This is a genomic window from Thioclava marina (genome assembly GCF_002020135.1).
In the GTDB taxonomy this organism is placed as follows: Bacteria; Pseudomonadota; Alphaproteobacteria; order Rhodobacterales; family Rhodobacteraceae; genus Thioclava; species Thioclava marina.
Map to the genome: position 1 here is coordinate 1 of NZ_MPZS01000004.1, position 21,210 is coordinate 21,210.

The 21,210-nt window shown below is 65.1% G+C and carries 18 protein-coding genes; 6 read left to right on the forward strand and 12 right to left on the reverse strand.

Annotation, left to right across the window (positions count from 1 at the left end):
* Positions 1 to 2,477, reverse strand: a 2,477-nt coding sequence (gene rbbA / locus BMG00_RS17155; protein ID WP_078575303.1) for a ribosome-associated ATPase/putative transporter RbbA, incomplete at its 3' end; no start/stop codon positions are given.
* Positions 2,474 to 3,544, reverse strand: a complete 1,071-nt coding sequence (locus tag BMG00_RS17160; protein WP_093470197.1) for an HlyD family secretion protein — start codon at positions 3,542 to 3,544, stop codon at positions 2,474 to 2,476. The genes BMG00_RS17160 and rbbA, both read right to left, overlap by 4 nt.
* Positions 3,545 to 3,645: 101 nt before the next feature.
* Between BMG00_RS17160 and BMG00_RS17165 the strand changes: the two genes are divergently transcribed.
* Complete coding sequence (locus tag BMG00_RS17165; protein ID WP_078575305.1) at positions 3,646 to 4,230, forward strand: TetR/AcrR family transcriptional regulator; 585 nt, start codon at positions 3,646 to 3,648, stop codon at positions 4,228 to 4,230.
* Between the two features lie 123 nt (positions 4,231 to 4,353).
* Here BMG00_RS17165 and BMG00_RS17170 read toward each other — a convergent pair whose 3' ends face one another.
* Positions 4,354 to 4,965 carry a helix-turn-helix domain-containing protein gene (locus BMG00_RS17170; protein WP_078575307.1) on the reverse strand — a complete coding sequence of 204 codons (612 nt, stop codon included), beginning with the start codon at positions 4,963 to 4,965 and terminating at the stop codon, positions 4,354 to 4,356.
* Between the two features lie 212 nt (positions 4,966 to 5,177).
* Here BMG00_RS17170 and BMG00_RS17175 point away from each other — a divergent pair, with 212 nt between their 5' ends.
* The 5 genes from BMG00_RS17175 (at position 5,178) to BMG00_RS17195 (ending at position 9,594) form a co-directional block, all read left to right on the forward strand.
* Positions 5,178 to 5,915, forward strand: coding sequence for a substrate-binding periplasmic protein (locus tag BMG00_RS17175; protein WP_078575308.1), 738 nt, complete (start codon positions 5,178 to 5,180; stop codon positions 5,913 to 5,915).
* A gap of 58 nt (positions 5,916 to 5,973) precedes the next feature.
* A complete protein-coding gene (locus BMG00_RS17180) occupies positions 5,974 to 6,630 on the forward strand; it encodes an amino acid ABC transporter permease (RefSeq protein ID WP_078575310.1) in 657 nt (218 codons plus the stop codon).
* On the forward strand, positions 6,627 to 7,358 hold the full coding sequence (locus tag BMG00_RS17185; RefSeq protein WP_078575311.1) for an amino acid ABC transporter ATP-binding protein: 732 nt from the start codon (positions 6,627 to 6,629) through the stop codon (positions 7,356 to 7,358). The genes BMG00_RS17180 and BMG00_RS17185 overlap by 4 nt, the downstream gene beginning before the upstream one ends.
* A 12-nt stretch (positions 7,359 to 7,370) precedes the next feature.
* Positions 7,371 to 8,636: an NAD(P)/FAD-dependent oxidoreductase gene (locus BMG00_RS17190; RefSeq protein ID WP_078575312.1), complete on the forward strand. Its 1,266-nt coding sequence runs from the start codon at positions 7,371 to 7,373 to the stop codon at positions 8,634 to 8,636.
* Between the two features lie 337 nt (positions 8,637 to 8,973).
* A complete protein-coding gene (locus tag BMG00_RS17195) occupies positions 8,974 to 9,594 on the forward strand; it encodes a class I SAM-dependent methyltransferase (RefSeq protein WP_078575313.1) in 621 nt (206 codons plus the stop codon).
* A 107-nt stretch (positions 9,595 to 9,701) separates the two neighbouring features.
* Here BMG00_RS17195 and BMG00_RS17200 read toward each other — a convergent pair whose 3' ends face one another.
* The 9 genes from BMG00_RS17200 to repA all read right to left on the reverse strand — a co-directional run bounded on the left by BMG00_RS17200 (position 9,702) and on the right by repA (position 21,048).
* Positions 9,702 to 10,250, reverse strand: coding sequence for a GNAT family N-acetyltransferase (locus BMG00_RS17200; RefSeq protein ID WP_078575314.1), 549 nt, complete (start codon positions 10,248 to 10,250; stop codon positions 9,702 to 9,704).
* On the reverse strand, positions 10,240 to 10,554 hold the full coding sequence (locus BMG00_RS17205) for a type II toxin-antitoxin system TacA family antitoxin (RefSeq protein WP_078575315.1): 315 nt from the start codon (positions 10,552 to 10,554) through the stop codon (positions 10,240 to 10,242). Before BMG00_RS17205 ends, BMG00_RS17200 begins: the two co-directional genes overlap by 11 nt.
* Positions 10,555 to 10,682: 128 nt before the next feature.
* Positions 10,683 to 11,525, reverse strand: a complete 843-nt coding sequence (locus BMG00_RS17210; RefSeq protein ID WP_078575317.1) for a hypothetical protein — start codon at positions 11,523 to 11,525, stop codon at positions 10,683 to 10,685.
* A 169-nt stretch (positions 11,526 to 11,694) separates the two neighbouring features.
* Positions 11,695 to 13,194, reverse strand: a complete 1,500-nt coding sequence (locus tag BMG00_RS17215; protein WP_078575318.1) for a glycoside hydrolase 5 family protein — start codon at positions 13,192 to 13,194, stop codon at positions 11,695 to 11,697.
* On the reverse strand, positions 13,191 to 14,303 hold the full coding sequence (locus BMG00_RS17220) for a hypothetical protein (RefSeq protein ID WP_078575320.1): 1,113 nt from the start codon (positions 14,301 to 14,303) through the stop codon (positions 13,191 to 13,193). Before BMG00_RS17220 ends, BMG00_RS17215 begins: the two co-directional genes overlap by 4 nt.
* A 10-nt stretch (positions 14,304 to 14,313) precedes the next feature.
* On the reverse strand, positions 14,314 to 17,361 hold the full coding sequence (locus BMG00_RS17225; protein WP_146642692.1) for a hypothetical protein: 3,048 nt from the start codon (positions 17,359 to 17,361) through the stop codon (positions 14,314 to 14,316).
* 238 nt (positions 17,362 to 17,599) lie between these two features.
* Positions 17,600 to 18,787 carry a plasmid replication protein RepC gene (gene repC, locus BMG00_RS17230; RefSeq protein WP_078575324.1) on the reverse strand — a complete coding sequence of 396 codons (1,188 nt, stop codon included), beginning with the start codon at positions 18,785 to 18,787 and terminating at the stop codon, positions 17,600 to 17,602.
* A gap of 166 nt (positions 18,788 to 18,953) precedes the next feature.
* Positions 18,954 to 19,868 (reverse strand): plasmid partitioning protein RepB, encoded by a 915-nt coding sequence (repB, locus tag BMG00_RS17235; RefSeq protein ID WP_078575326.1) that lies wholly within the window; start codon positions 19,866 to 19,868, stop codon positions 18,954 to 18,956.
* Positions 19,858 to 21,048 (reverse strand): plasmid partitioning protein RepA, encoded by a 1,191-nt coding sequence (gene repA / locus BMG00_RS17240; protein WP_078575327.1) that lies wholly within the window; start codon positions 21,046 to 21,048, stop codon positions 19,858 to 19,860. Before repA ends, repB begins: the two co-directional genes overlap by 11 nt.
* Positions 21,049 to 21,210 lie beyond the last annotated feature (162 nt).

Here is a 21,210-nt window from a genome sequence, read left to right on the forward strand (position 1 = left end):
GAGATGAAGCTGGAGATGACAAGGCCCATGCCCGTCGCGAAGATGACGTAAAGCAGCGCGGCGAGGCTGAGCGCGGCGAAGCTACCGCTTATCGGCACGCCGAAAATGAAGATCGCGAAGAGAACCAGCAAGCCGAAGTTCAACATCCCGAGCGCGATATAGGGGAGTTGCTTGCCGAGAAGAAACTCGGTCCGCGTGACCGGGGTGACGTAGAGATTGACGATCGAGCCAAGCTCCTTTTCGCGCACGACACTGAGCGCGGCCAGCATTGCCGGGATCATCAGCAAGAGGATCGGGATGACCGCGGGCACCATCGCGGGAAGGCTTTCGACGTCGGGATTGTAACGGTAACGGGTCTCGATCGTGAAATCGCCCGTCACCGCCGCATCCCCGTAAAGCTGCCGCAGATTCTGGGTGATCCACCAGGCGTGAATGCCCTGGACATAGCCCGAGACGGTTTCCGCCCGGGTGGGCATCGCCCCGTCGATCCAAGCGCCGATCGAGACCTCGCGCCCACGTGCCAGATCGGCGGCGAAACCAGGCGGGATTTCGATCGCAAGGCTGATTTTTCCCGCCTCCATTTGCCGGTCAAGATCGGCATAGCTGGTCAGAGGCGGCTGTTCGTCGAAATAGCGCGAGCCCGCGATCTGCGCGATATAATCGCGGCTGACCGGCGTCTGATCGTGATCGAGAGCGGCGAACCGAAGGTGCTCGACATCCATGGTGATGCCATAGCCGACGACCAGCATCAGAAGGGCCGAACCCAACATCGCCAGCGTCGCCCGGATCGGGTCGCGCATCAGTTCCAATGTCTCACGGAGCGTATAGCTCAACAGGCGCCGTGGGCTGAAGAAACGCGATGTGGGACGGTCCGAGGGGCGTTGCGGCACCTCCTCGGGCATTTCGGCCGCAGGGGTTTGAGAAGTCGCCTCATCGTCACGGGTCGCCGCCTCGAGGTAATGAATGAAAGCGCCTTCGAGATCCGCCTCGCCGGAGCGCGCGATGATCTGCGCGGGCGTGTCGCTGATCAGCACCTGACCCGCATGCATCAGCGAGATCCTGTCGCAACGCTCGGCCTCGTTCATGAAATGGGTCGAGATGAAAATCGTCACGCCGTCGCCGCGCGACAGCTCGACGAGGATTTCCCAGAACCGGTCACGGGCGACCGGATCGACGCCCGAGGTCGGCTCGTCGAGAATCAGGATGTCCGGCTTGTGGATCATGGCTACGGCCAGCGACAGTCTCTGGCGCAGACCAAGCGGCAGCGCGGCAGGCAACGCGTCGAGATCCTCCGTGAGATCGAAACGCCGGGTCATCTCGGCAACGCGCCCGGGGATCTCCCCGGCGGGCAGGCGGAACAGTCGCGCGTGCAGTTCGAGGTTCTGCCGCACCGTCAGCTCACCATAGAGCGAAAAGGCCTGGCTCATGTATCCGATGCGCTGGCGCAGGGCCGCGTGGCCGCCCTCCATCGCCTCGTTGAACAGCCGAGAGCTGCCCTCCGATGGGCGCAAAAGGCCCGTCAGCATCTTCATCGTCGTGGTTTTCCCGCACCCGTTCGAGCCGAGGAACCCGAAGATCTCGCCCCTCTCGATCTGGAAGCTGACATCCCGGACGGCGGTGAAATCGCCAAAGCGCATCGTCAGATGTTCGGCCTCGATCGCGGGCCCGTCGCCATCCTCCGGCCGGGGCGGAATTTCCACGGCATGATGACGGGCGCGCTCTGCTTCGGGCAAGAGCGCGATGAAGGCGGCGTCCAGGGTCTCGGCCCCGGTCTCTTCGAGAAGCTGCGCCGGGCTTCCGGTCGCCAGCACGCGGCCAGCGTTCATCGCGCAAAGCCAGTCGAAGCGCGCGGCTTCCTCCATATATGCGGTGGCGACGATGACGCTCATCCCCGGGCGCGTGACCCGCAGCCGCTCGACCAGTTCCCAGAACTGGCGCCGCGAGAGCGGGTCGACGCCGGTGGTCGGCTCGTCGAGGATCAACAGGTCTGGATCGTGGATCAGGGCGCAACACAGCCCCAGTTTCTGCTTCATCCCGCCCGAGAGCTTCCCCGCCGGGCGCCCGGCGAACGGAGCAAGCCCGGTGGCGGTGAGCAACTCGTCGATGCGGCGGCGGCGCTCGTCGGCATCCTGTCCGAAGAGACGACCGAAGAAATCGACATTCTCGCGCACCGAGAGCGTGGCGTAGAGGTTGCGGCCCAGTCCCTGCGGCATGTAGGCGACGCGCGGCCCGATCTGACGGCGGTGGCCGGAATCGTCCATGTCGCCGTCCAGCACCTCGACCCGCCCCTCCTGGATTCGGCGCGCCCCGGCGATCAGCGAAAGCAGCGTCGACTTACCGACCCCGTCGGGGCCGATCAGCCCGGCCATGCTGCCTGCGGGAATGTCGAGGCTCACCGCTTCGAGTGCCACGTCGCGGCGAAAGTGGTGGCTGACGCCCGCCAGCCGGGCGACCGGAGGGACGACCGGGTCGGTCATTTCACCAGATGGGCGTCAAGCGCCGCGGGCCAGGCCGCCTCGGAGTCGAGCCGGACATAGGCGACCCCCGGCAAGCCCGTCTTCACGTAATCGCTGTATTTCTTCAGCAAGTCGGGCTCGATCGAGACCTTGACGCGGAACATCAGCTTCTCGCGCTCGACCTGCGTTTCGACCGTTTTGGGGGTGAACTGGGCGACATCGGCAACGTAGGTGACCTGCGCCGGCACCGTCATGTCGGGGGCGGCGTCCAGCACGATACGGGCCGGGGTTCCAAGCGCGATGCGCCCGGCCTCGCGCGTCGGCAGGAAGATCGTCATGTAGACATCGCCGATATCGGCGAGGTTGAGCACCCGCCCGCCAGCGCCGACGATCTCACCCTCGCGGGCGATGATGTATTGCACACGCCCGTCGCGCGGCGCCACCAGCGTGGTATCGGAGAGCCGAACATTGATCGAAGCGATGGCGGCATCGGCGACCTCGACCGCGGCCTGCGCGTCGACCACCCCGGCCTTGGCGGTGTTGATCGCCGCCTCTGCCGCGGCGCTCTTGGCTTCGGCCACCGCGATGGCAGCCCGGGCGCTCAGCGCCTGCGCACGAACGGCGTCCAGCGTCGCCTGCGAGGCGGTGCTGGTCTCGGCCAGCTTGCTGGTGCGTTCATATTGCTTCTGGGCCGCATCATTGGCCGCTTTCGCTTCATCGACGCCCGCCGCAGCCGCCCGTTGCTCGGCCTCGGCCTGCTGGACCCGGTTCTTTGCGGTATCGACCGACAACAGCGCGCGCTTGCGCTCGGCCTCGGCCTGCACCAGGGCGACCTTGATCTCGCGACTGTCGAGCTCGGCCAGCGGCTGACCGACGCGGACAAACTCGCCCTCACGCACCAGGATCTTGCTGATCTGCCCGGCGGTCTTCGACGCCACGTCGATGCTGACGGCCTCGATCCGGCCGTTGGCTTCGGCAAAACCTGCCGGCACCGAAGAGGCGCCCTGCAGCCTCCAGTAACCGATGGCGGCGACGACAAGCACCGCAACGAGACCGGCCATTCCCCATTTCGTGCTCAACCGGGCCATAACGCGGCTCCTTCATCTGCAAGAGGGCGTGCATTTTCACGGCCTCGCCCCTGTCAACACCTGTTGACTAATCGTATCGGTAAACGCATTCAAGGAGCCCCATGGCAAAACCCGAGCAACATCCGTCCGAATCGCCCAAACTGTTGTCCCGACAGCGCATTCTGGCAGCAGCCTGCGAGATTTTTTCGCGCAAATCCTATGCCAGCGTCGGCCTGCGCGAAATCGCGGCGCGCGCCGGTGTCGATGTGGCCTATGCCCACCGCAGCTTCGGCTCGAAGCTCGGTCTTTTCACCGAGGCATTCCGGTCCGCGATCCGCTCCGATATCGCCGTGCTTCTGGAATGCGACGATCTGGCCGAAACGATGGCTGAAATCTTTCTGGCGCGCAGCGAAGCGTCCCCCGGAGAGCTTGGCACGGGGCTCAGCATCCTGTTGCATTCGGTTGGCGACCCCGACGCGATCGAGGCTTTGCGGGGTGTCGCCACCACCGAGTTTCTCGAACCCCTGCGCAAGCGCATGGATTCCGGCGGGCAGGACAGCATCGTGCTTTCGGGGGCGTTGCTCGCCGGGTTGGGGATCACCCTCCAGGTGCTTGATTTCGAAGCCCTCGAAATGCCCGACCGGGAGGCCTTCAAGCGACGAGTCGTCTCGATCCTGAGAGGCATTGCCGCCGGTGAGACGGCATGACCCGCTCGCGCATCCGACGCTGACACCGCCCTTTCGCCCCCAAGCATGGCAGCTTTGGCGTAAGCCGCGCCGCATCGAACGAAGTCTCGCAAATGGCGGCGAAGGGCCGGTTTGGTCGGCGGGTCACCAGACGGGAGGCGTGGTCACCCACATGATCTTGCAGATGTCCGGGCCGACATTGCGGAACCGGTGCGGCCGCTTGCTTTCGAACTGGAATGAATCGCCTTCGCGAAGCCGATAGCTGTTCTCATCGACGAAAAGCTCCGCCTCGCCGCAAAGCACGACACCGCATTCTTCGCCTTCGTGGCTGTAGGATTCATCGCCCGATCCGCCACCGGGCTCCATCACGATTTCCATGACCTGCAAGCTGCCCTCGTCATGGGCCGTCAGGAAGGATTTCACCATGCCCCGGTCGCCGAAATCCACCGTACGTCGATGCCCCGATCGCACGATCAGGCCGTTTTCGCGATCGGCCGCCGGATCCGCTTCGAAGAGCGACATGAAGGGGATGCCTATCACCTCGCAGATCGCGCGCAGATTGCGCACCGAGGGGGAGGAAATTCCACGCTCGATCTGGCTCAGCAGCCCCGTCGAGATCCCGACCCCGTCCGCGACGGTCTGCAGGGACAGCCGGCGATCCCGGCGCGCGCGGCGCACCGCATCGCCAAGCGACACATCATCGAGACCGCCGAGCGGGTCGGGCTGCAATCTTGCTTCGGTCGGGGCGAGGGGCATGGGCGGCTCTTCTTTCACTAGGGAAGGCAACGTCGATCGGAACTTCTTTATATGAAACGTTCAGCTTGTGGATAAGAAAAATCTACGATTTCGCGTCATTCTTCACCAATATGAAGATTGTGAAGGTTGTCGCTTGAGAATGCAATGTTCTTCATTATAGTGAAGCCTATTCAAATGCGCCCGAAGATGCGCTCACAACAGGGAAAATTCCGATGAAACTTCGAATGCTCACCCTCGTCAGCACTCTCACCCTGAGTGCGTTTGGCGCCCATGCCGGCGATTTGACCGTCGGCGTGACCACCACCGGCGTCCCCTTCACCTTCGTCGACACCGCAACGCAGCAGCCCACCGGCGCGATGGTGGATCTTGCGGCGGCGATCGCCGAGGATATCGGAGACACACCGAAATTCGCGGTCACCCAGTTCTCGGCACTGATCCCCGCGCTCGACACCGGCAAGATCGACCTGATCTCGGCGGGCATGTTCGCCACGGACAAGCGCAAGGAAGTCGTCGATTTCTCGGACACGGTTTACAGCTATGGCGATGCGATGTTCGTGGCCGCCGATGACGACACCGCCTATCAGATCGACGATCTGGCCGGCGAAGTCGTCGGCGCGCAGATCGGCACGACCTTTGCCGACAAGCTGCAGGCGAAGGGGATCTTCAAGGAGGTGAAACTCTACGACAGCCTCGTCGACATCATGCGCGACGTGAAGCTTGGCCGGATCAAGGCCGGTTTCGGCGACAAGCCGATCATCGCCTATCAAGTCGCCCAGACCCCCGCGCTCGGCGTGCATCTGGTCGATGGCTACACCCCGATGGGGATCGGCAATGTGGCGCTTGCGGTATCCAAGGAAAATCCGGAGCTGCTGGCCAAGGTCAATGCCTCGATCGCGGCCATGAAGGACAGCGGCGAGCTGACCGAGATCTTCGCGAAATACGGCCTCTGATCCGATCCCGGGCCCGGCGCGGCGGCGTCGGGCCCCTGCCTTTCTACAGGAGGCCATCATGGCGCCCCTCACCGAGCGGATGCAGGACTATCTGCCGCTGCTGATCACCGGCCTGTGGCGCACCGTCGCGGTGTCGCTGCTCGCCCTTATCCTTGCGACGGCACTGGGCCTTGTCTGGGCCATGCTGCGCACTTCGCGCAATGTCTGGCTGGAGCGCCCCGCACGGTTCATCGTCGAATTCCTGCGCGGGATCCCGATCCTCGTCGTGTTGTTCTACATCTATTTCGTGATGCCCGAGATCGGCATCGATCTGAGCGCCTTTCAGGCCGGGGTGATCGGTCTCGCGCTGACCTATTCGTGCTACATCGGCGAAACCTTCCGGGGCGGCATTGAAGCCGTCGATCGCGGGCAGGTCGAGGCGGCGAAGTCCATCGGCATGCGCCATGGCAAGATGATGCGCCGGATCATTCTGCCACAGGCGGTGCGGATCGCCTTGCCTCCCTATGGCAACAACATGGTGATGCTGCTCAAGGACAGCTCGCAGGTCTCGGTGATCTCGGTCGCCGAGCTCACGATGCAGGGCAAGATGCTTGCCTCCTCGACCTTCGACAACATGACCGTCTTCACGATGGTCGCTGCGCTCTATCTCTGCCTCACCATCCCGCTCAACATCGTGATGCGCCAGGTCGAGCTGAAAATGGGGAAATCGCGATGATCCGCTTCGAGAATGTCCACAAGTCCTACGGGCGTCACGAGGTGCTCAAGGGGATCGACGCCGAGGTCGAGAAGGGGCAGGTCGTCTGCCTGATCGGGGCGTCCGGCTCGGGCAAGTCCACCCTGTTGCGCTGCGTGAACGGTCTGGAGGATTACCAGGCGGGCGGCATCTTCATCGATGATCGCAAGGTCGACGCCCATGCCGCGAGCATCCACGACATCCGCACCCGTGTCGCGATGGTGTTCCAGCGTTTCAACCTGTTTCCTCATATGACCGCCCTCGAAAACGTCATGGAGGGGCCAGCGCAGGTGCTGCGAGAGGATCGCAAGGAGGTGCGCGCCCGGGCCGAGGAGCATCTGCGAAGTGTCGGTCTGGCCGACAAGATGGATTTCTATCCCTCCGCGCTCTCCGGCGGTCAACAGCAGCGCGTCGCGATCGCCCGCGCCCTTGCGATGCGACCCGAGGCAATCCTGCTCGACGAACCGACATCGGCGCTCGATCCGGAGATGGTCGGCGAGGTGTTGAATGTGCTGCGCGATCTGGCGGACGCGCATATGACCATGCTGATCGTGACCCACGAAATTCAGTTCGCGCGCGAAGTGGCCGACAGGGTCTTCTTCCTCGACAGCGGCAGGATCGCCGAGCAGGGCACCGCCGAAGAGGTTCTCGCGCGCCCGAAAAGCGAACGGACGCAGGAATTCCTGCGTCGCGTCAGTCATTTGCTGTAAGCGGAGCCGATCATGAGCTTTCAATCCCTCTGGGCCGCGACCGCACCGGACGCCTCGGCCTTTCCACGCCTGACGGAAAGTCTCAAGGCCGATGTCCTCGTGATCGGCGCCGGGTTCCAGGGCCTGTCCGCAGCGCTGCATCTGGCCGAGGCCGGGGTCGATGTGGTGGTGCTCGAGGCCGGGCAGCCCGGTTCGGGCGCCTCGGGCCGCAATGGCGGGCAGGTGATCCCGGGACTGAAGGACGATCCCGATGCGCTGGACCGGCTCTGGGGACCGCAAGCGACCGAATTCGCCGGGTCGACCGCCGATGTGGTTTTCGATCTGGTCGCGCGGCTCGGGCTCGATTGCGACGCGGTCCGCGACGGCTGGATTCAGGCCGGGACCAAGCCGGTGCATCTGGCGGGTTTGCGCGAGCGGATGGCGCAATGGGCCGCGCGCGGCGCTCCGGTGCAATGGCTCGAAGCCGAAGACATGGCGCGCGAGATCGGCTCGCGGAGTTTCGCGGGAGGCTGGATCGACCGGCGTGCGGGCAAGCTCCATCCGCTGAAATACGCCCGGGAGCTGGCACGGGTCGCGACGGCGGCCGGAGCACGGATTTTCGGCGGCTCGCCCGTTGCCTCGCTTCTGCGCGAAGGGACAGGCTGGCGAGCCGAACTCGCTTCGGGGCCCGCCGTGCGCGCCGAGCGGGTTTTGCTGGCAACCAATGTCTACACGCCGCCCACCCTCAATCGTGATCTTGCCCGCGCAACGGTGCCGGCCAACAGCTTCCAGGTCGCGACAAGGCCGCTGCCCGCCGCGCTGCTCGCGCAGATCCTGCCCAATGGCGCGGTGGTCTCGGAAGCGCGACGCGTCGGCACCTACTTCCGGATCGGACCCGGCAACCGGCTGATGCTTGGCGGCCGCGGGCAGTTCGCGGATCCGACCCGCGCCACGCATTTTCGCCGCATCGAGGCCGAAATGCGCGCGTTCTTCGGGCCGGTTCTGGGCCGAGATATCGAAATCGAGCATCGCTGGTTCGGGCGCGTCGGCATGACCGCCGATCATCGGATCCGGATCTGTGAACCGGAACCGGGGATGTTGCTCGCGACCGGGTTCAACGGACGTGGGGTGGCTTTGTCGACGGCACTCGGCAAGGCGTTTGCCGCCTATCTGACGCAAGGCGCCGCAATGCCGATTCCCGTTGCCAAGACGATCAAGACGCTCCCGTTTCATGCCCTGCACGCGCTCTACGGCACCGTCGCAATCGAATACTACCGCCTGCGCGACCGCTTCGACTGACCGTTGCCGTCACGGTGCTGCGAGAAGCGCCCCTCTGATGCCGCTTCGGCCAATTTCGGCTCGCGCGATGGGGAGGGGCGTCGCAACGATGCCACCGGTTCCAAGCCACCCGTTCGCGGAAGTCGGCGGGACAAAAGGGGCGTGCAGAAAGGATTTCACATCTCGAATGTGAGCACGTTACAGTCTCGTCACGACAGCCTTATCGGGCCTCTCAAAGGCCCGGCATTGAAGCGTCTGGCGCGTTCCCCTCGTTGGGTTGCGCTTCCGGTCGAGGGTGGACGGCGAAGCAGTCTTGCGGAGGATCTTTCGCCACAATGAGTTGGGAGAGCGCGGCGAAATGACGGTCGACAGAAAGACGCATTGGGACACCGTCTACGGCGAGAAGTCCGACGCCCAGTTGAGCTGGCATCAGGATGATCCGCGGGTCTCGCTCGAGCTGATCGAGATGGCCGGCGTAACCGCGAATTCATCGGTCATCGACATCGGCGGCGGGACGTCCCGCCTTGCGGGCGCGCTGCTCGGGAGGGGGCTTCATGACGTGACGGTCCTCGATCTGTCGAAGGTCGCGCTGGATGTCGCCCGGGACCGGCTGGGAGAGGCCGGTGAAACCGTGACCTGGGTTACGGCGGACATCACCTCCTGGACCCCGGATCGCCAGTTTGACCTGTGGCACGACAGGGCGGTGTTCCACTTCCTCGTCAACGCGGCGGACCGGGCCACCTACCTGGAAAGCCTGACGCGTGGAGTGAAGATCGGCGGCCATGCGATCATCGCCACCTTTGCGCCGGATGGGCCCGAGACGTGCAGCGGCCTTCCGGTCGCGCGATACAGTCCAGGCAAGCTCGCCGCGCTTCTTGGAGAAAACTTCGCGCCCGTGGCGCATCGCCACCATCTGCATCGAACGCCCTCGGGCAAAGGCCAGTCCTTCCAGTTCAGCCTTCTGCGCCGTTTTCGCTGAAACCGCAGTTGAAACCGGTCGCGGGGCGTCCGGCCCGGATACGGTTTCGAGATACAGGTTAATTTTTACATAATATTTGTTACACGAAACAAGGATGCCGCTCGCGGTTACCCCGAAAGCGCCCTGACCGTCTGGATCGGCATGAACAGGCGCAGCGGCTGGTCGGGCAAGGCGATGAAGCCGAAGGATTCGTAATATCGCTTGCGGCGCGCCACCTGCCCCGCATCGCCGCAATCGAACACGTCGAGCAGCACCGCGCAGGTTCCGATCTCTTCGGAGACCCGACCGATCCGGCTCAGCGCGTCGGCCAGCAGCGCGCTGCCAAGCCCCTGACCCTGCATCGACAGATCCACCCCGATCATCGAGATGAAGGCCGCAGGCAGCACTCCATGTCCGAGCGCCTTTCTTGCGAGCGACGCGGGCATCTCTGCGGCCATCACCGAATGCATGTTGATCGCGTAGAAACCGAGGATCCGGCGCGCGTCGTCAAGCACCACCCAGATCCGCACCATATCCGCCTTAGCGCCCTTCTTGGCGGTCAGCTTCAGGTAGTTGTCGATCTGCCCCACGCCGCAGCCAAACGCCGCCCGATCCTGCGTTTTCGGATCGAACGGCTCAATGGTGAAACGCGCGCCCGCCGAGGGATCAGTCGGCATTCGAGATCAGCGTTTCACGCAGCGCGAAGGCCTCGCGCAACCGTTTGTTCGGCATGGGGGGATGTTCGAGCGCATCGAAGAACGCCGCGCGATCCGCCGCACTGTCGAGCACGGTCAGGCGATGCGCCTCGATCGTTTCCTGCGCCGCGCGATAGGCCGCGCTGACGACGAAGGAACTCAGCTCGACGCCGTTGAGCGCGGCGGCGCGGCTGATCGCCTCTTTCACCGAAGGCTGGGTGCGCGCCTCCAGACGAGCGCTCTTGGGCTCGTCGAAATTGCGCGTGCTGTTTTCAAATGCCACCATCGGTGCCTCCGGAAAGGGCGCGCCTTGTCGCGTCCTGCCCGCCATATGTACGGCAGATTGCCGGACATTTCAAGGGCGGGCAGACTGAGCGGCTCGGATGTGGCCTTTCATGCCAGCGGCGCTTGCGCTCAGAACCCTTTGTACCAGCCCAGAAACAGCCCCGGCTTGACCGAGGTGGTCCCCGAAACCGGGCGGTAATCCGCCGCGAGGCGCGCGCCCGCGAAGATCTCGCCATGTTTGAGCGGATAGCGCAGCTTCACGCCCACCCCGGGGATCAGCTTGTTGTTATATTCGTTGCGGTCGCTGTCCCAGGAAAAGTCGATGTCCACGAAGGGCGAGACGATCCATTTGCTGTCCGGGATCACCAGATCGCGCGACAGCTCCGCGCCGAGCGTCAGCACCAGGTTGCGATCCTTCTCGACCAGCGAGCCGGGATAGGCGAGCGTGCCATAGCTCTTGAACACGGTGCCGCTCTGGCTGAGGCCGAACATGAACTTGTCAGGCGCGGCGGCCCAATAGCGGTAATAGTAGAAATCAATCGCGTAGCGCGGGCCGTTCCGTTTCTCGCCCGTGCCGCGCTCGCGATACCAGTCGTGGCGCGCGCTGAAGGTGACGTTGAGCGCATCGCTCACCTGCCAAGACAGGCTCAGCCCGAGGCCGAGCTTGTTGGAGTTGTTCCAGGGCTGGCCCGCACTGTCCATCACGTGATTGCCCAATGCGAAAAGCGACAGATCGAGCTTGTCCGTCTTGTAGATCCGATAGCCCAGTTTCACCCAGGCTTCAGCGAACAGGTTGCCCGCCTCCTGCGGCTGCGCATCGTTGGGAAAACGCACGATCCCGCCCGTGGCGCCATGCCAGCGGCTGCCCTCTGCGAAGGCGAAGGCAGGCGGCGCCGCGCCAAGCGCGAGCAGCGAGAGAATGAGGACGCGCAGGAAAAGGCGCGCGCGGTGGACGAGATTACGGGGCGACATGACCGTATTCCTTTCGCGAGGGTCGACAGGCCGCCCCGCGAAGGCCCCGGCGCGAGATCTGCGCATCTCTCACTTCGGGCCTGCGGTCGGCTCCTTCCCTGTCTAGGCCCCCTGCCCTGCCCGGTCCTTCGTGCAGCCGGACAGTCGCCCCGACCTTCCGCGCATGTCCCTATCCTTTCGGAGAGCGCAGGAACGCCGCGCGCAGCTGCACGGCGGCAGGTTTCTCGCGGCCATCGGCACGCAGCAGCCCGAAGGCCGATTGCTGGCGCTTGACCCAGGGCTTCGTTCCCACCGCCAGCGCATCGACGGCGGGAAAGTCGTAAAGCGTCCAGACCATCACCCCGGCACTGTCTTGCAGCGCCGCCAGACGCGCGGTCAGGGCCTGCGCCTGCTTGCGCTCCGATCCCGGCCAGCCAAACCCCATCGCGTAAGAGCTGGTGCCGATCTCGGTAATCACGACGGGCTTGTCGCCCAGACGCGCCTGAAGCGCCGCCAGACGCGCCTTCGCCCCGTCGAGCGGCGCGTAATCGTGATAGCTCACCACGTCGAGCTGCCCGGCCAGACGCTCGCCCTCCTCGACGCGCGACCAGCCGACGGTGAGCGGCAGCTCCGGCGCGATCCGTCGCGCGATCTGGACCATCGCGCCAAGCCAGGCCTCGACCTCGCCCTCTCCATGGGCGGCGAAATCCAGATCGGGTTCGTTCTTGAGATCGACGAACGCAATCGCCCCCGAAGCGCGCAGCACCGGCAGGACACGCTCGAGCACCAGCACGTCTTCGGCCCAGCTCGCGGCCCCATATCCCCCGCGCATGTCGAACAGCGTCGGCACCACGCTCAGGTGATGCGCCCGCGCGAGCGCCAGAAGGCTTTCGAGATCGCCAAGCGCCTCCCCTGCCCCGTCGGCCGCGGCAAAGACGTCGCGCGGCAGGAAGACCCGCACGCTCGTCGCTCCCAGATCGCGCAACCGGCCGAAATCGAGCGCGATCACCTCGGCATCGAAACCGGGCCAGAAGGCGCGCCACGGCGTTTGCGCGGGATAGTAGTTCACGCCGCGGATCTCTCCCGACCAGCCGGCCCCCTGCCCCGCCATACGCTCCGCCTCGCGGCGCTCGTAGGAGAACAGCCGCCACCCGTTCGATTCGTTCATCAGCGTCGCGACGCCGCGATCGCGGGTCACCGAAAGATGCGCAAGCCCCCCGTCCGCAAGCGCGTAGCGGGCCACCTCCATCTCGACCTCGGCCTGAAACAGCGAGCCGTCGCGATGGAAGAAGACCGGCCGTGCGCTCTGGCTGAGCACCACCATCCGCGTGTCGTTCTCCTGCGCCTGCCGCGCGGCCAGCGCCGCGCGCCCCTCCGCCACGCCCGACAGCCGCACTGAAAGCAGCCCGGTCTCTCCGGTGGCCTGCGCCAGCGCGACCGCCTGCCAGGCCTCGGCCAGCGCCTGCCCGATCCGGGTCTCGTCCCCGGGCGTCACGGGGCGGTCCAGCGCAACCTCTGCGGGCTGCCAGCGCACCAGATCCGCCCTTTCGGGTTGCGGGGTCAGCGCGTCGGCAATGTAGAGATAACGCGTCTGACGCGCCTGCATCCGGTCATAGGCCGCGGCGGCCAGCATCATCCCGACGCCGAGCACGAGAAATCCGATAATGATGGCGAGCACGGTCTGCTTCATTGCACCAACTCCTTGCGGGTGTCGCGCGGCGCGGGGCCGGGGCTGAGGGTGGTCTCGCTGTCGCCGAAGGCGCTCTCGATCGCGACGCGATAGGGCGCGTCCCGCGCCCCCATCGGCACGTCGAGCCAGAGATAGCCGTCGCGCGCCCAGCCGGTCAGCGAAACTTCCCGCCCGTCCGGCGCGGTAATGTGCAGCGCGATTTCGGCGCCCTCATAAAGAAGATGCCCCGCATCCGTGACCAGCGGCCCGACCCGCAGACGCAACTCGGGCGCATCCTCGCGCGCCCAGAGCCGCAGCTCGGGCGCATGGGCGAGGCGCACCTGCGCGATATCGAGCCCGCGCGGGGCCGAGCGGCTGGTGGCCAGCACCATCTGCGCCTGCGCCTCGGGCGGCATGTCGCGGGTCAGGATCTCGGCATGTCCCACGCCGCCGACGCTGCGCGCACTCAGCACGGAGACGTCGAGCACCTCGCCCCCCTGCCCTTCCGGCGCCTCGGTGGGATGCTCGACAAGCAGCGTCAGCGCGGTGCCGTCCTCGACCGGGTTTCCATAGCGATCGCGCAGAGGTTCGGTCACGAGCGGCAGGATCTGCTCGGGCTCGACCTGCGGCTGCGGGGCGATTTCCAGCGCGACGGATCGCAGATCGGCGGTCACCCGAAACAGCGTGCGCGGAGATTGACAGCTGTCAACTTCCGCCCCCGACGCATAGGTGCCCGATCTGGTGGTCGGCGCGAAGATCAGATCCCCGATGCCGTTGCGGGTGGGATTGCCGGCGCGGGTCTCGTCGCCCAGCCGGAACTTGACCGCCAGACCGTCCGCCGCCAGATTGCCGTGCCGGTCGACGGCAACGGAGACCGCGTGCCCCTCGTCCTGCCCGGCGACGAGGCTTTTCGGTCCGACAAAGACCATCACCGTCTCGACCGCCTCCGGCATGCGCAGAGATGTCAAAAATTTTTCTTTGTTTTCAATGCTTTGCAGACCCGCCCACTGCGCGCGCTCCTCTCCGCTCGCAGAGCGCGGCACCAGCCCGAACCCGTCGGAGATAAATTCCTCGGCCTGTGCGGGTCCAAGACCAAGCGCGGCCAGCAGGATCAGAACCGAAAAACGCATCCCTATCTCCTCAGAACAACGGCTCATGGACCATGCTCGACACATGCAGTCGCAGCGCCGAATAGCCCGGCACGCCCACAAGCGGGATCGCACCCGTCGCGGCATCGGGCAGCCCGGTATCGCTTTGCTGCGAGGCGCCGTTCACCACCATGTCGTCCGACCCCAGATCCGCGATCACCTCGATCTCGTCGCGCGCGGGCAGATCAAGCGCAAAGCCCTGCCCCTGCCCCGGCAGAATGTTGCGATCGACGAAACCCGCCTCGGTCCAGACCGGCTGGCCCGCCTCGTCGTAGAGCAGCGCCACGACGCGCGTGATCGTCGCGACCTCGGTGCCGGTATTGACCGCCTGCCCGCTCAGATGCAGCCGCCCGCCCTCGGTCGAGATGCGCAGCCCGTTGAGCCCCACCGCCCGGTAGAGCCCCAGCCCAGCGACCAGCGCGCGGGCCTCGATCGTGGCGCCGTCGGGGCGCGCGGCGAGTTCCGGCGGAATGAAACGGGTCGGATCGAATTCGCCCGTCGCATCCTGAAGCGAGAGAACCCCCTCGAACTCGATGCGGAATCCGGCGGTCTCGGCGGGCAAAAGGCGCTGTCCGTCGGCCATACCCGCCGCCATATGCGCCAGCGCCCTGCCCTGCCCCTCGGCCCGCAGATCGCCCAGAACCGTCACCTTCGCCGGGTCCGCATCGCCATTGGTCAGCGCGCCGACAAGGCTGAAGCGCCCGTCTTTCTCGACCAGCCGCGTCCCGTGCAGGAAGATCCGCGGCCGGTCCAACCGGTCACGGTGCAGATCCGCCTCGAGCCGCGCCTGACGCCGCCCGACGAGGTTCCAGTCGATATCGGCGCGCCGTTGCAGTCGCTCTGGCGTCTGGGTCGGGCGCAGCTCGGGCGCTTCGAGATACCAGATCCCGTCGCGCAGCACCGTCGAGACCTCGCGCAGCTCCTCGCGCAGGTTGACAGCTGTCAACCATGTGAGCCGAACCCGCCAACGACGTGTCACCTCGGTCCCGCCGATTTCCTCCAGCGCCACCTCCTGCAACTTGCCGTAAGACGCGATCAGCCCGCCTTGCCAGCGCCAGGTGAACATCGCCTGGTCGAATTCCGGGCGGGTGACAGGGTCGAAGCGCTCATAGGCCGCGCGGAAGCGGCGCATGTCGAGATCGGAGAAATAGGCCTCGATCTGCTCCTCCACGCTCAGCGGGCGGTGTGTTGCGCGCCAGATCGACACCGCGCCCCAGCTCGAAAGCCCCAGCATGAGCACAAGCGCGCCCAGCATAAGCCGGCGCAGCAGACGCACCGAGCCGACAGGGCCCGTCACCATCACCGCCGGGCGCAGAAACCCGCGCCGCATGCCGAACCCGTAGCGCAGCGTCGACAGTGACAGGTGCCCAAGGGCGAGAACCAGCACAAAGGGCGGCAGCGCCCCCCACATCACCATCTGCCAGACCGGAATCTCGCGACGCGGGGTGACGAGGGGCAGGGGCGATACATCGGGTTTTTCCCAGACCGCGATCCCGTTGGGCAGCTTTTGCAACCGATCCCAGCCGGTGAAGAACAGCAGCGGATCGTAGAACGCGTCATTCGAGAAGATGTATTTCAGGTGGTAGGCGTCCGCGTTGATCAGGAATTGCCGCAACGAGCCAAGCCCGGGCACGCCGCTGAATTTCGCGTTTTCCAGCCGTTCGACGGAAAACCGCGTCAGATCGGGCAGGCGGCGGGCGGAATGATAGTTGCCGTCGACCGACTGCGCTTCGGTACGAGCCGAGAGATAGGCGAACTGATCGCCCAGACCGAGCGTCAGATAGCGCCAGCGGTCATGCTCGTCCTCTTCGAGGAACTGCACGATCGGCGCGGGGTCCACGAATCTCGGCTGCATCGGCTGGAGGGTGGGCAGGATCGCGACGAAAACACTGACGCCGACCATCCCGAAAAACCCGCTCCCGACCAGCGCACGGTGCCCGCCACGGCCGAGCGCCTTGCGAAGCACATCGCCCGCGCGCCCGTGGAGAAGGCTTTCGAACATCCGCCCCAGGAAGGGCAGGATCAGGATCGTCGCCCAGAAGGTGAACCGGTCGAGGGTCAGGATGTCGAAAGCGCCGCGCAGCATCGCGCGGGGCAGGGGGGTCGTGCCCCCGGTGCCCAGCACGAAACCGAGAAACACCGCGAGACCAAGCGGGAACATCCGGGTCCGCAGGCTGGTGACGAAGACATAGGGCAGGGCGAAGAGGGCGATCCCCCAGGGCAGCACGAAGAAGATCAACCCGAGCTGCGGTTTTTCGAGGAAATTCTCGCGGCTGCCATGCGGAATCGGGACCTGCGTGATCGGATCGTTGATCGACCAGATCCAGTAGGGCAGAACTGTGATCACAATTGAGCCGATCATGAAAACGGCAAGGAAAATCCCGCGCGTGAAGGCCCAAAACAGGCTCTGTAACCGCTGTTTTCGGGTCTTTTCGGCATTCAGCTCGGCAACGACGCGCAAGGCCAGTGGGGCGAGCGGCAGGATGAACAGGACCGAGCCGAAAAGCGTCGTCACATGATGGGCGGCCGTGGTCGCGCAGGCGAAAAGCACTGCCGTCAGGAAATCACGCCACCGCCCGCCGACAATCCAGCCATAGACCGAGGGCAACCCGTTGAGAAACACGCCGAGCGAAAAGATCGTCGGCAACTGCCCGAAGAGATGCACCGTTTCCGAGATCGACGACGAGAGCGCCAGCGAAATCGCCGCATAGCCCGCCGCGCGCGGCTCGACCCAGATCAGCGCGAAGCGATAGACCCCGATCGTCAGCAGGATAAGCCCCGCGAGCATCGTCACCACGAAGGCCGCGCGCAGTGGCATCACATATTGCAGCGCCCCGATCGCCATATGCGTGCCCGGCGGGTAGGAGGTCGTGGCAAAGCCGGTATACCAGCGCGGCTCCCACACATCGAACCAGCTCCGGTGATAGCTGTCGCCGAAGAACATGTGAATGAAGGCGTCGTAGGTATTGCCATGGGTGAAGGGCAGCAATCCGCCATGGAACAGGCAGACCACGGCCAGCGCGAGCATGAGAAGGCGCAAACCATCGCTGTCCGGCGCCCCTCGGGCCGGTTCGCTCAGATGAAGACGCGGGCCCACGACGGGAGCGAGGCCCCCGGAGGCACGGGCGACATCCGTCAACGGGGGGATCCTTTCGGACTGAAATCAAAGTTCTGCGCCCCCGGATATTGCCGCAGCCCGCGCGCCAAGTCGTGATCCTCTGATGCGTAGCGCCCGCGCCCATCGGTATCGCCCCCTATGCGAAAGGATAGGAGCGGTCTCAGAGCGCACGCGCATTCTCGGATCGCAGCAGCGCCATCACCATCGGCCCCGGAGAGAACCCGCCCTCGGCGGCCTTCGCCGACAGGGCCCGCAGATAGCCCCCCGGCTTGCCGATCTGCTCGGCGCGCTGCAAGATGCAGGCCACGGTAATCGCCGCGGGCACGTCACCCATGATCCGGCAGGCCTCCTGCCAGCCATCCTCGCTGATTCCGAGCATTCCGCGCACCAAAGACGCTGTCGCGACAAGCTGATACCAGTCGGAGATCCCGTCTCGGGCGTAGTCCCGGATATCCGGGGCGGCCCTCAGCACAAGTCCCAGCGGGATCGCGCTATCGGCCGGGCGTGACGGGGCGGGGCAGGGCACAACGGCGTCGCCCTCTTCCATTTCATTGGAAGGTTCAGATTCATTTTTAAATCGGGTTGAATCTTGTATGTGCCGCTCGGAAATGACGTCATTGCCGCTCATTTCTTTTGTTTTATCGTGGGAATACAGGGCGTTTGCCTCATCCAGCAGAAGCCGCGCAGCGTCCTCGATCTCGGCGATTTCCGCGTGGTCGAGCTTGCGGCGCAGGCTGCGTGCCAGGAGGCGGGCACGATCGTCGAGCGCGTCGAGACCCGGTTTGCTGCTCTCCTGGGCGAATTCGATGAGCTTGCGGGCATCGCGCAGGAACAGCACCGCACGCTCGCGAAGGCGGCGCAGCGCCTCGGCGGCCTCTTCCGCAGCCTGAGCTGCCGCGAAGATCTCGGCCGCGCGCAGCACGAGCGGGCGCAGATCGAAGCCGAAAGCCACCCGGATCTGGCCCGCACGGTCGCGGGCGGCGTAGCGCTTGCCGTTGGGGCTGTCATGGCGCAGCACCAGCCCGGCGGTCACGAGCGCGCGCAGATGGCGGCGCAGGGTGCTTTCGGCCATGCCATGCGTGCGCGCCGAAAGTGCGGCGTTCGAGGGGAAGACGATCAGGTCGTCGCCCGCCAGCTCGCGCTCTTGGTGAAAGCTCACGAGCGCCGAGAGGACCGCCAGATCCCGGTCACTGACCCGAAAGGCAGCGCGCGCCTGCGTCAGCGCGCTCAGCACCGCGTATTTGTCGACACTTGCCTCACCGACGGAGATTTCCGCCATCTGGCGATGGGCCAACAGGCCAGCATCCACCGCTCGCCGCCCAAAGGGCGTCGTTGAAATGTGTTGCATCCTCAATTTTCAGACAAAGCGATTCTATTCGTCCACAAGACGTTGTTGACATCTGTCAACCGAGGCGGCATTTTCGGAATTGCTAGTTCGAAGGGCCTCTCGGGATTTTATCTTGGGGGGTCTTTTCGCTTTTTGGGTCTGCCTCCTTGTTGTTGCTCGCTCACTGTCACTCGCCGCGCTTTTTCAGGAAAAGGCGGTGAATCTCCTCGATATTCTCGACCAGCCAGCCGGAAAATTCCGGGTCGGTCAGCTTGATCTGTGCGCCCTTGGCGGAGGGCTTGGCCTCGCCGAGCGCCGCACCGTCCGCACCCCGCAGCGGGGCAGGGGAGGCGGTCGTCGCCTTGGCCGGTTTCTTCGGCGCGGTCCCTGCGAAGACGGCGGCAAAGCGCGCGTCCGAGGTCGCGCCCTGCACCATCGCGCGCAGCTCCGCCCCGTCGCGGCCCTTGGCGCGCTCGGCCAGCGCCAGCCAGCGGTCACGCCCGACCGAAGGGGCCGCGCCGATGGCCGGGATCAGCCCCTCGGGCAGCGCCTCGACGACCGAAAGCATCCGCGAGATCACGGTCTTGTCGATATGCAGCGCGTCGCAGACCACCTTGCGATCGAAGCCCTGCGCCACCATCTGCGCGGCGAAATTGGCCTTCTCGATGAAGGACAGGTCCTTGCGCGCGGCGTTTTCCTGGCCCTGCGTGACGATCAGGTCACGGGTGTTCAGCTCGCGCACCATCGCCTTTACCGGCCGGCCCAGGGTCTTCATCGCGGCGACGCGACGGCGGCCATAGACAATCTCGTAGCGTCCCTCGGTATTGGGCGAGTGACGCAGAAGGACCGGCACCTGCTGGCCGTAGTCGCGGATCGAGGCTGCCAGCTCGGCAATGCCGTCGTCTTCGTCCAGCCGGTCCTTGAGACCGGCGTCGTCGATCAGGTCCACCGGCACCTCGATCAGCGCCCGGTCGCGCAGCTCGGCGATGGACTGGCTGACCGCGCCGATCGCACCCTTGGCCGATCGCGGCGGCATCGCGGCGCGCGGCGCATCGCTGGGGGCCGCGTCCATCAGGTTCTTGAGCAAATCCTTACGTGCCATTCTCGCGTCCCCATGCTTGCTGGATCAGGGTTTCGATCTCTCCGTTCACGGCGTTCAGGCTTTCGACGGCCCGCTCGTAGGTGGCGCGGTTGAATTGTCCCTTCTCCACCTCGTAGAGCGTCTGCTTGGTGATCCCCGCATCCGAGATCGCGGTGGATTTCAGCACCGGGTGGTTGAGCACATGATCGCCGAACATCGAGCGCATGAAGCTCACCATCTGGTTTTGCGGCCCGTCGCCCGGCTCGTAGCGGGTGATGACGTAGCGCATCCAGTCGTAATTCATGTCGCCGCCCGCCTCGGCCACCACGCCAAGGAGGTTCGAGGTCATCAGCAGGAACTGGCACATCGACATCACGTCGAGCATCTGCGGATGCACGGTCACCAGAACGGCCGTTGCGGCGGAGAGGGCGGACATGGTCAGGAACCCGAGTTGCGGCGGACAATCCATCACGACGACGTCGTAATCGGACTCGATTTCCGCAAGTTTCTCGCCCACGCGGGTAAAGAACATCTGCCCCGAACGCGCGGCCAGCACACGCGGGGTGTCATGCTCGAATTCCATCAGGTCGAGATTGCCGGGGATGATGTCGAGATTGGTGAAATAGGTCTTCTGGATGATGTCGCGGATCGGCAGCGGATCGTCATAGCGGATCGCGTCGTAAAGCGTGCCGCCGTCGAGCAGGTCGAACTCGGGCTGGTAGCCGTGCAGGGCCGAGAACGAGGCCTGCGGGTCGAGGTCGATCGCCAGCACCTTGTAGCCGTCGAGCGCGAGTTTCTGCGCCAGATGCGCCGAGGTCGTCGTCTTGCCCGAGCCGCCCTTGAAGTTGATCACCGTGATGACCTGCAGATGATCGCCCTCGCGCCGTCCGGGGAGGTAGGTGCCCGGCGTCTTCGCGCCCTTTTCCAGCATCTCTCGCAGCGCCTGGATGTCCTGAGGCGAATAGTAACGCCGCCCGCCCGCGCGGATCTCGGGCTCGGGCCCGCGCCCCTCGAGGTGGAGCTTGCGCAGATAGGCGTCTTTCACGCCCAGAAGGTCGGCCACCTCGCCGGAGGTGAACTTGCGCAGCTCCTTGCGGGCATCTGGCGGGAAAAGCTGTTCGCGATGGGCCTGAAGGCGCTCGGACAGGCGCGCGGCATGGTCGCCTACCAGAAGGTCGATACGGTCTTTCGCCATTGCCATGCCCTTGCCTCTGTCCCGGTCGGGCAGTCGCGCGCTTTGCGTTGCGAACGGCAGGGGATAAAGAAAATGGGGCTCGCCCGTTGCTTTGTGCCGTATGTTACGCTTTTTTGCGTCTTAGACTGCTCTTAGCGTAAATACTTGGACGGAATCACCTGAGTCTGG

Bases quoted from the DNA above. Each gene is read 5' to 3' on its own strand.
- BMG00_RS17210 (WP_078575317.1), bottom strand. From the start codon at position 11,525: ATGTCGCCCCGTAATCTCGTCCACCGCGCGCGCCTTTTCCTGCGCGTC.
- BMG00_RS17190 (WP_078575312.1), top strand. From the start codon at position 7,371: ATGAGCTTTCAATCCCTCTGGGCCGCGACCGCACCGGACGCCTCGGCC.
- BMG00_RS17205 (WP_078575315.1), bottom strand. From the start codon at position 10,554: ATGGTGGCATTTGAAAACAGCACGCGCAATTTCGACGAGCCCAAGAGC.
- repA (WP_078575327.1), bottom strand. From the start codon at position 21,048: ATGGCAATGGCGAAAGACCGTATCGACCTTCTGGTAGGCGACCATGCC.
- BMG00_RS17215 (WP_078575318.1), bottom strand. From the start codon at position 13,194: ATGAAGCAGACCGTGCTCGCCATCATTATCGGATTTCTCGTGCTCGGC.
- BMG00_RS17170 (WP_078575307.1), bottom strand. From the start codon at position 4,965: ATGCCCCTCGCCCCGACCGAAGCAAGATTGCAGCCCGACCCGCTCGGC.
- BMG00_RS17160 (WP_093470197.1), bottom strand. From the start codon at position 3,544: ATGGCCCGGTTGAGCACGAAATGGGGAATGGCCGGTCTCGTTGCGGTG.
- BMG00_RS17195 (WP_078575313.1), top strand. From the start codon at position 8,974: ATGACGGTCGACAGAAAGACGCATTGGGACACCGTCTACGGCGAGAAG.
- BMG00_RS17165 (WP_078575305.1), top strand. From the start codon at position 3,646: ATGGCAAAACCCGAGCAACATCCGTCCGAATCGCCCAAACTGTTGTCC.
- BMG00_RS17220 (WP_078575320.1), bottom strand. From the start codon at position 14,303: ATGCGTTTTTCGGTTCTGATCCTGCTGGCCGCGCTTGGTCTTGGACCC.
- BMG00_RS17185 (WP_078575311.1), top strand. From the start codon at position 6,627: ATGATCCGCTTCGAGAATGTCCACAAGTCCTACGGGCGTCACGAGGTG.
- BMG00_RS17175 (WP_078575308.1), top strand. From the start codon at position 5,178: ATGAAACTTCGAATGCTCACCCTCGTCAGCACTCTCACCCTGAGTGCG.
- BMG00_RS17180 (WP_078575310.1), top strand. From the start codon at position 5,974: ATGGCGCCCCTCACCGAGCGGATGCAGGACTATCTGCCGCTGCTGATC.
- BMG00_RS17200 (WP_078575314.1), bottom strand. From the start codon at position 10,250: ATGCCGACTGATCCCTCGGCGGGCGCGCGTTTCACCATTGAGCCGTTC.
- repC (WP_078575324.1), bottom strand. From the start codon at position 18,787: ATGCAACACATTTCAACGACGCCCTTTGGGCGGCGAGCGGTGGATGCT.
- repB (WP_078575326.1), bottom strand. From the start codon at position 19,868: ATGGCACGTAAGGATTTGCTCAAGAACCTGATGGACGCGGCCCCCAGC.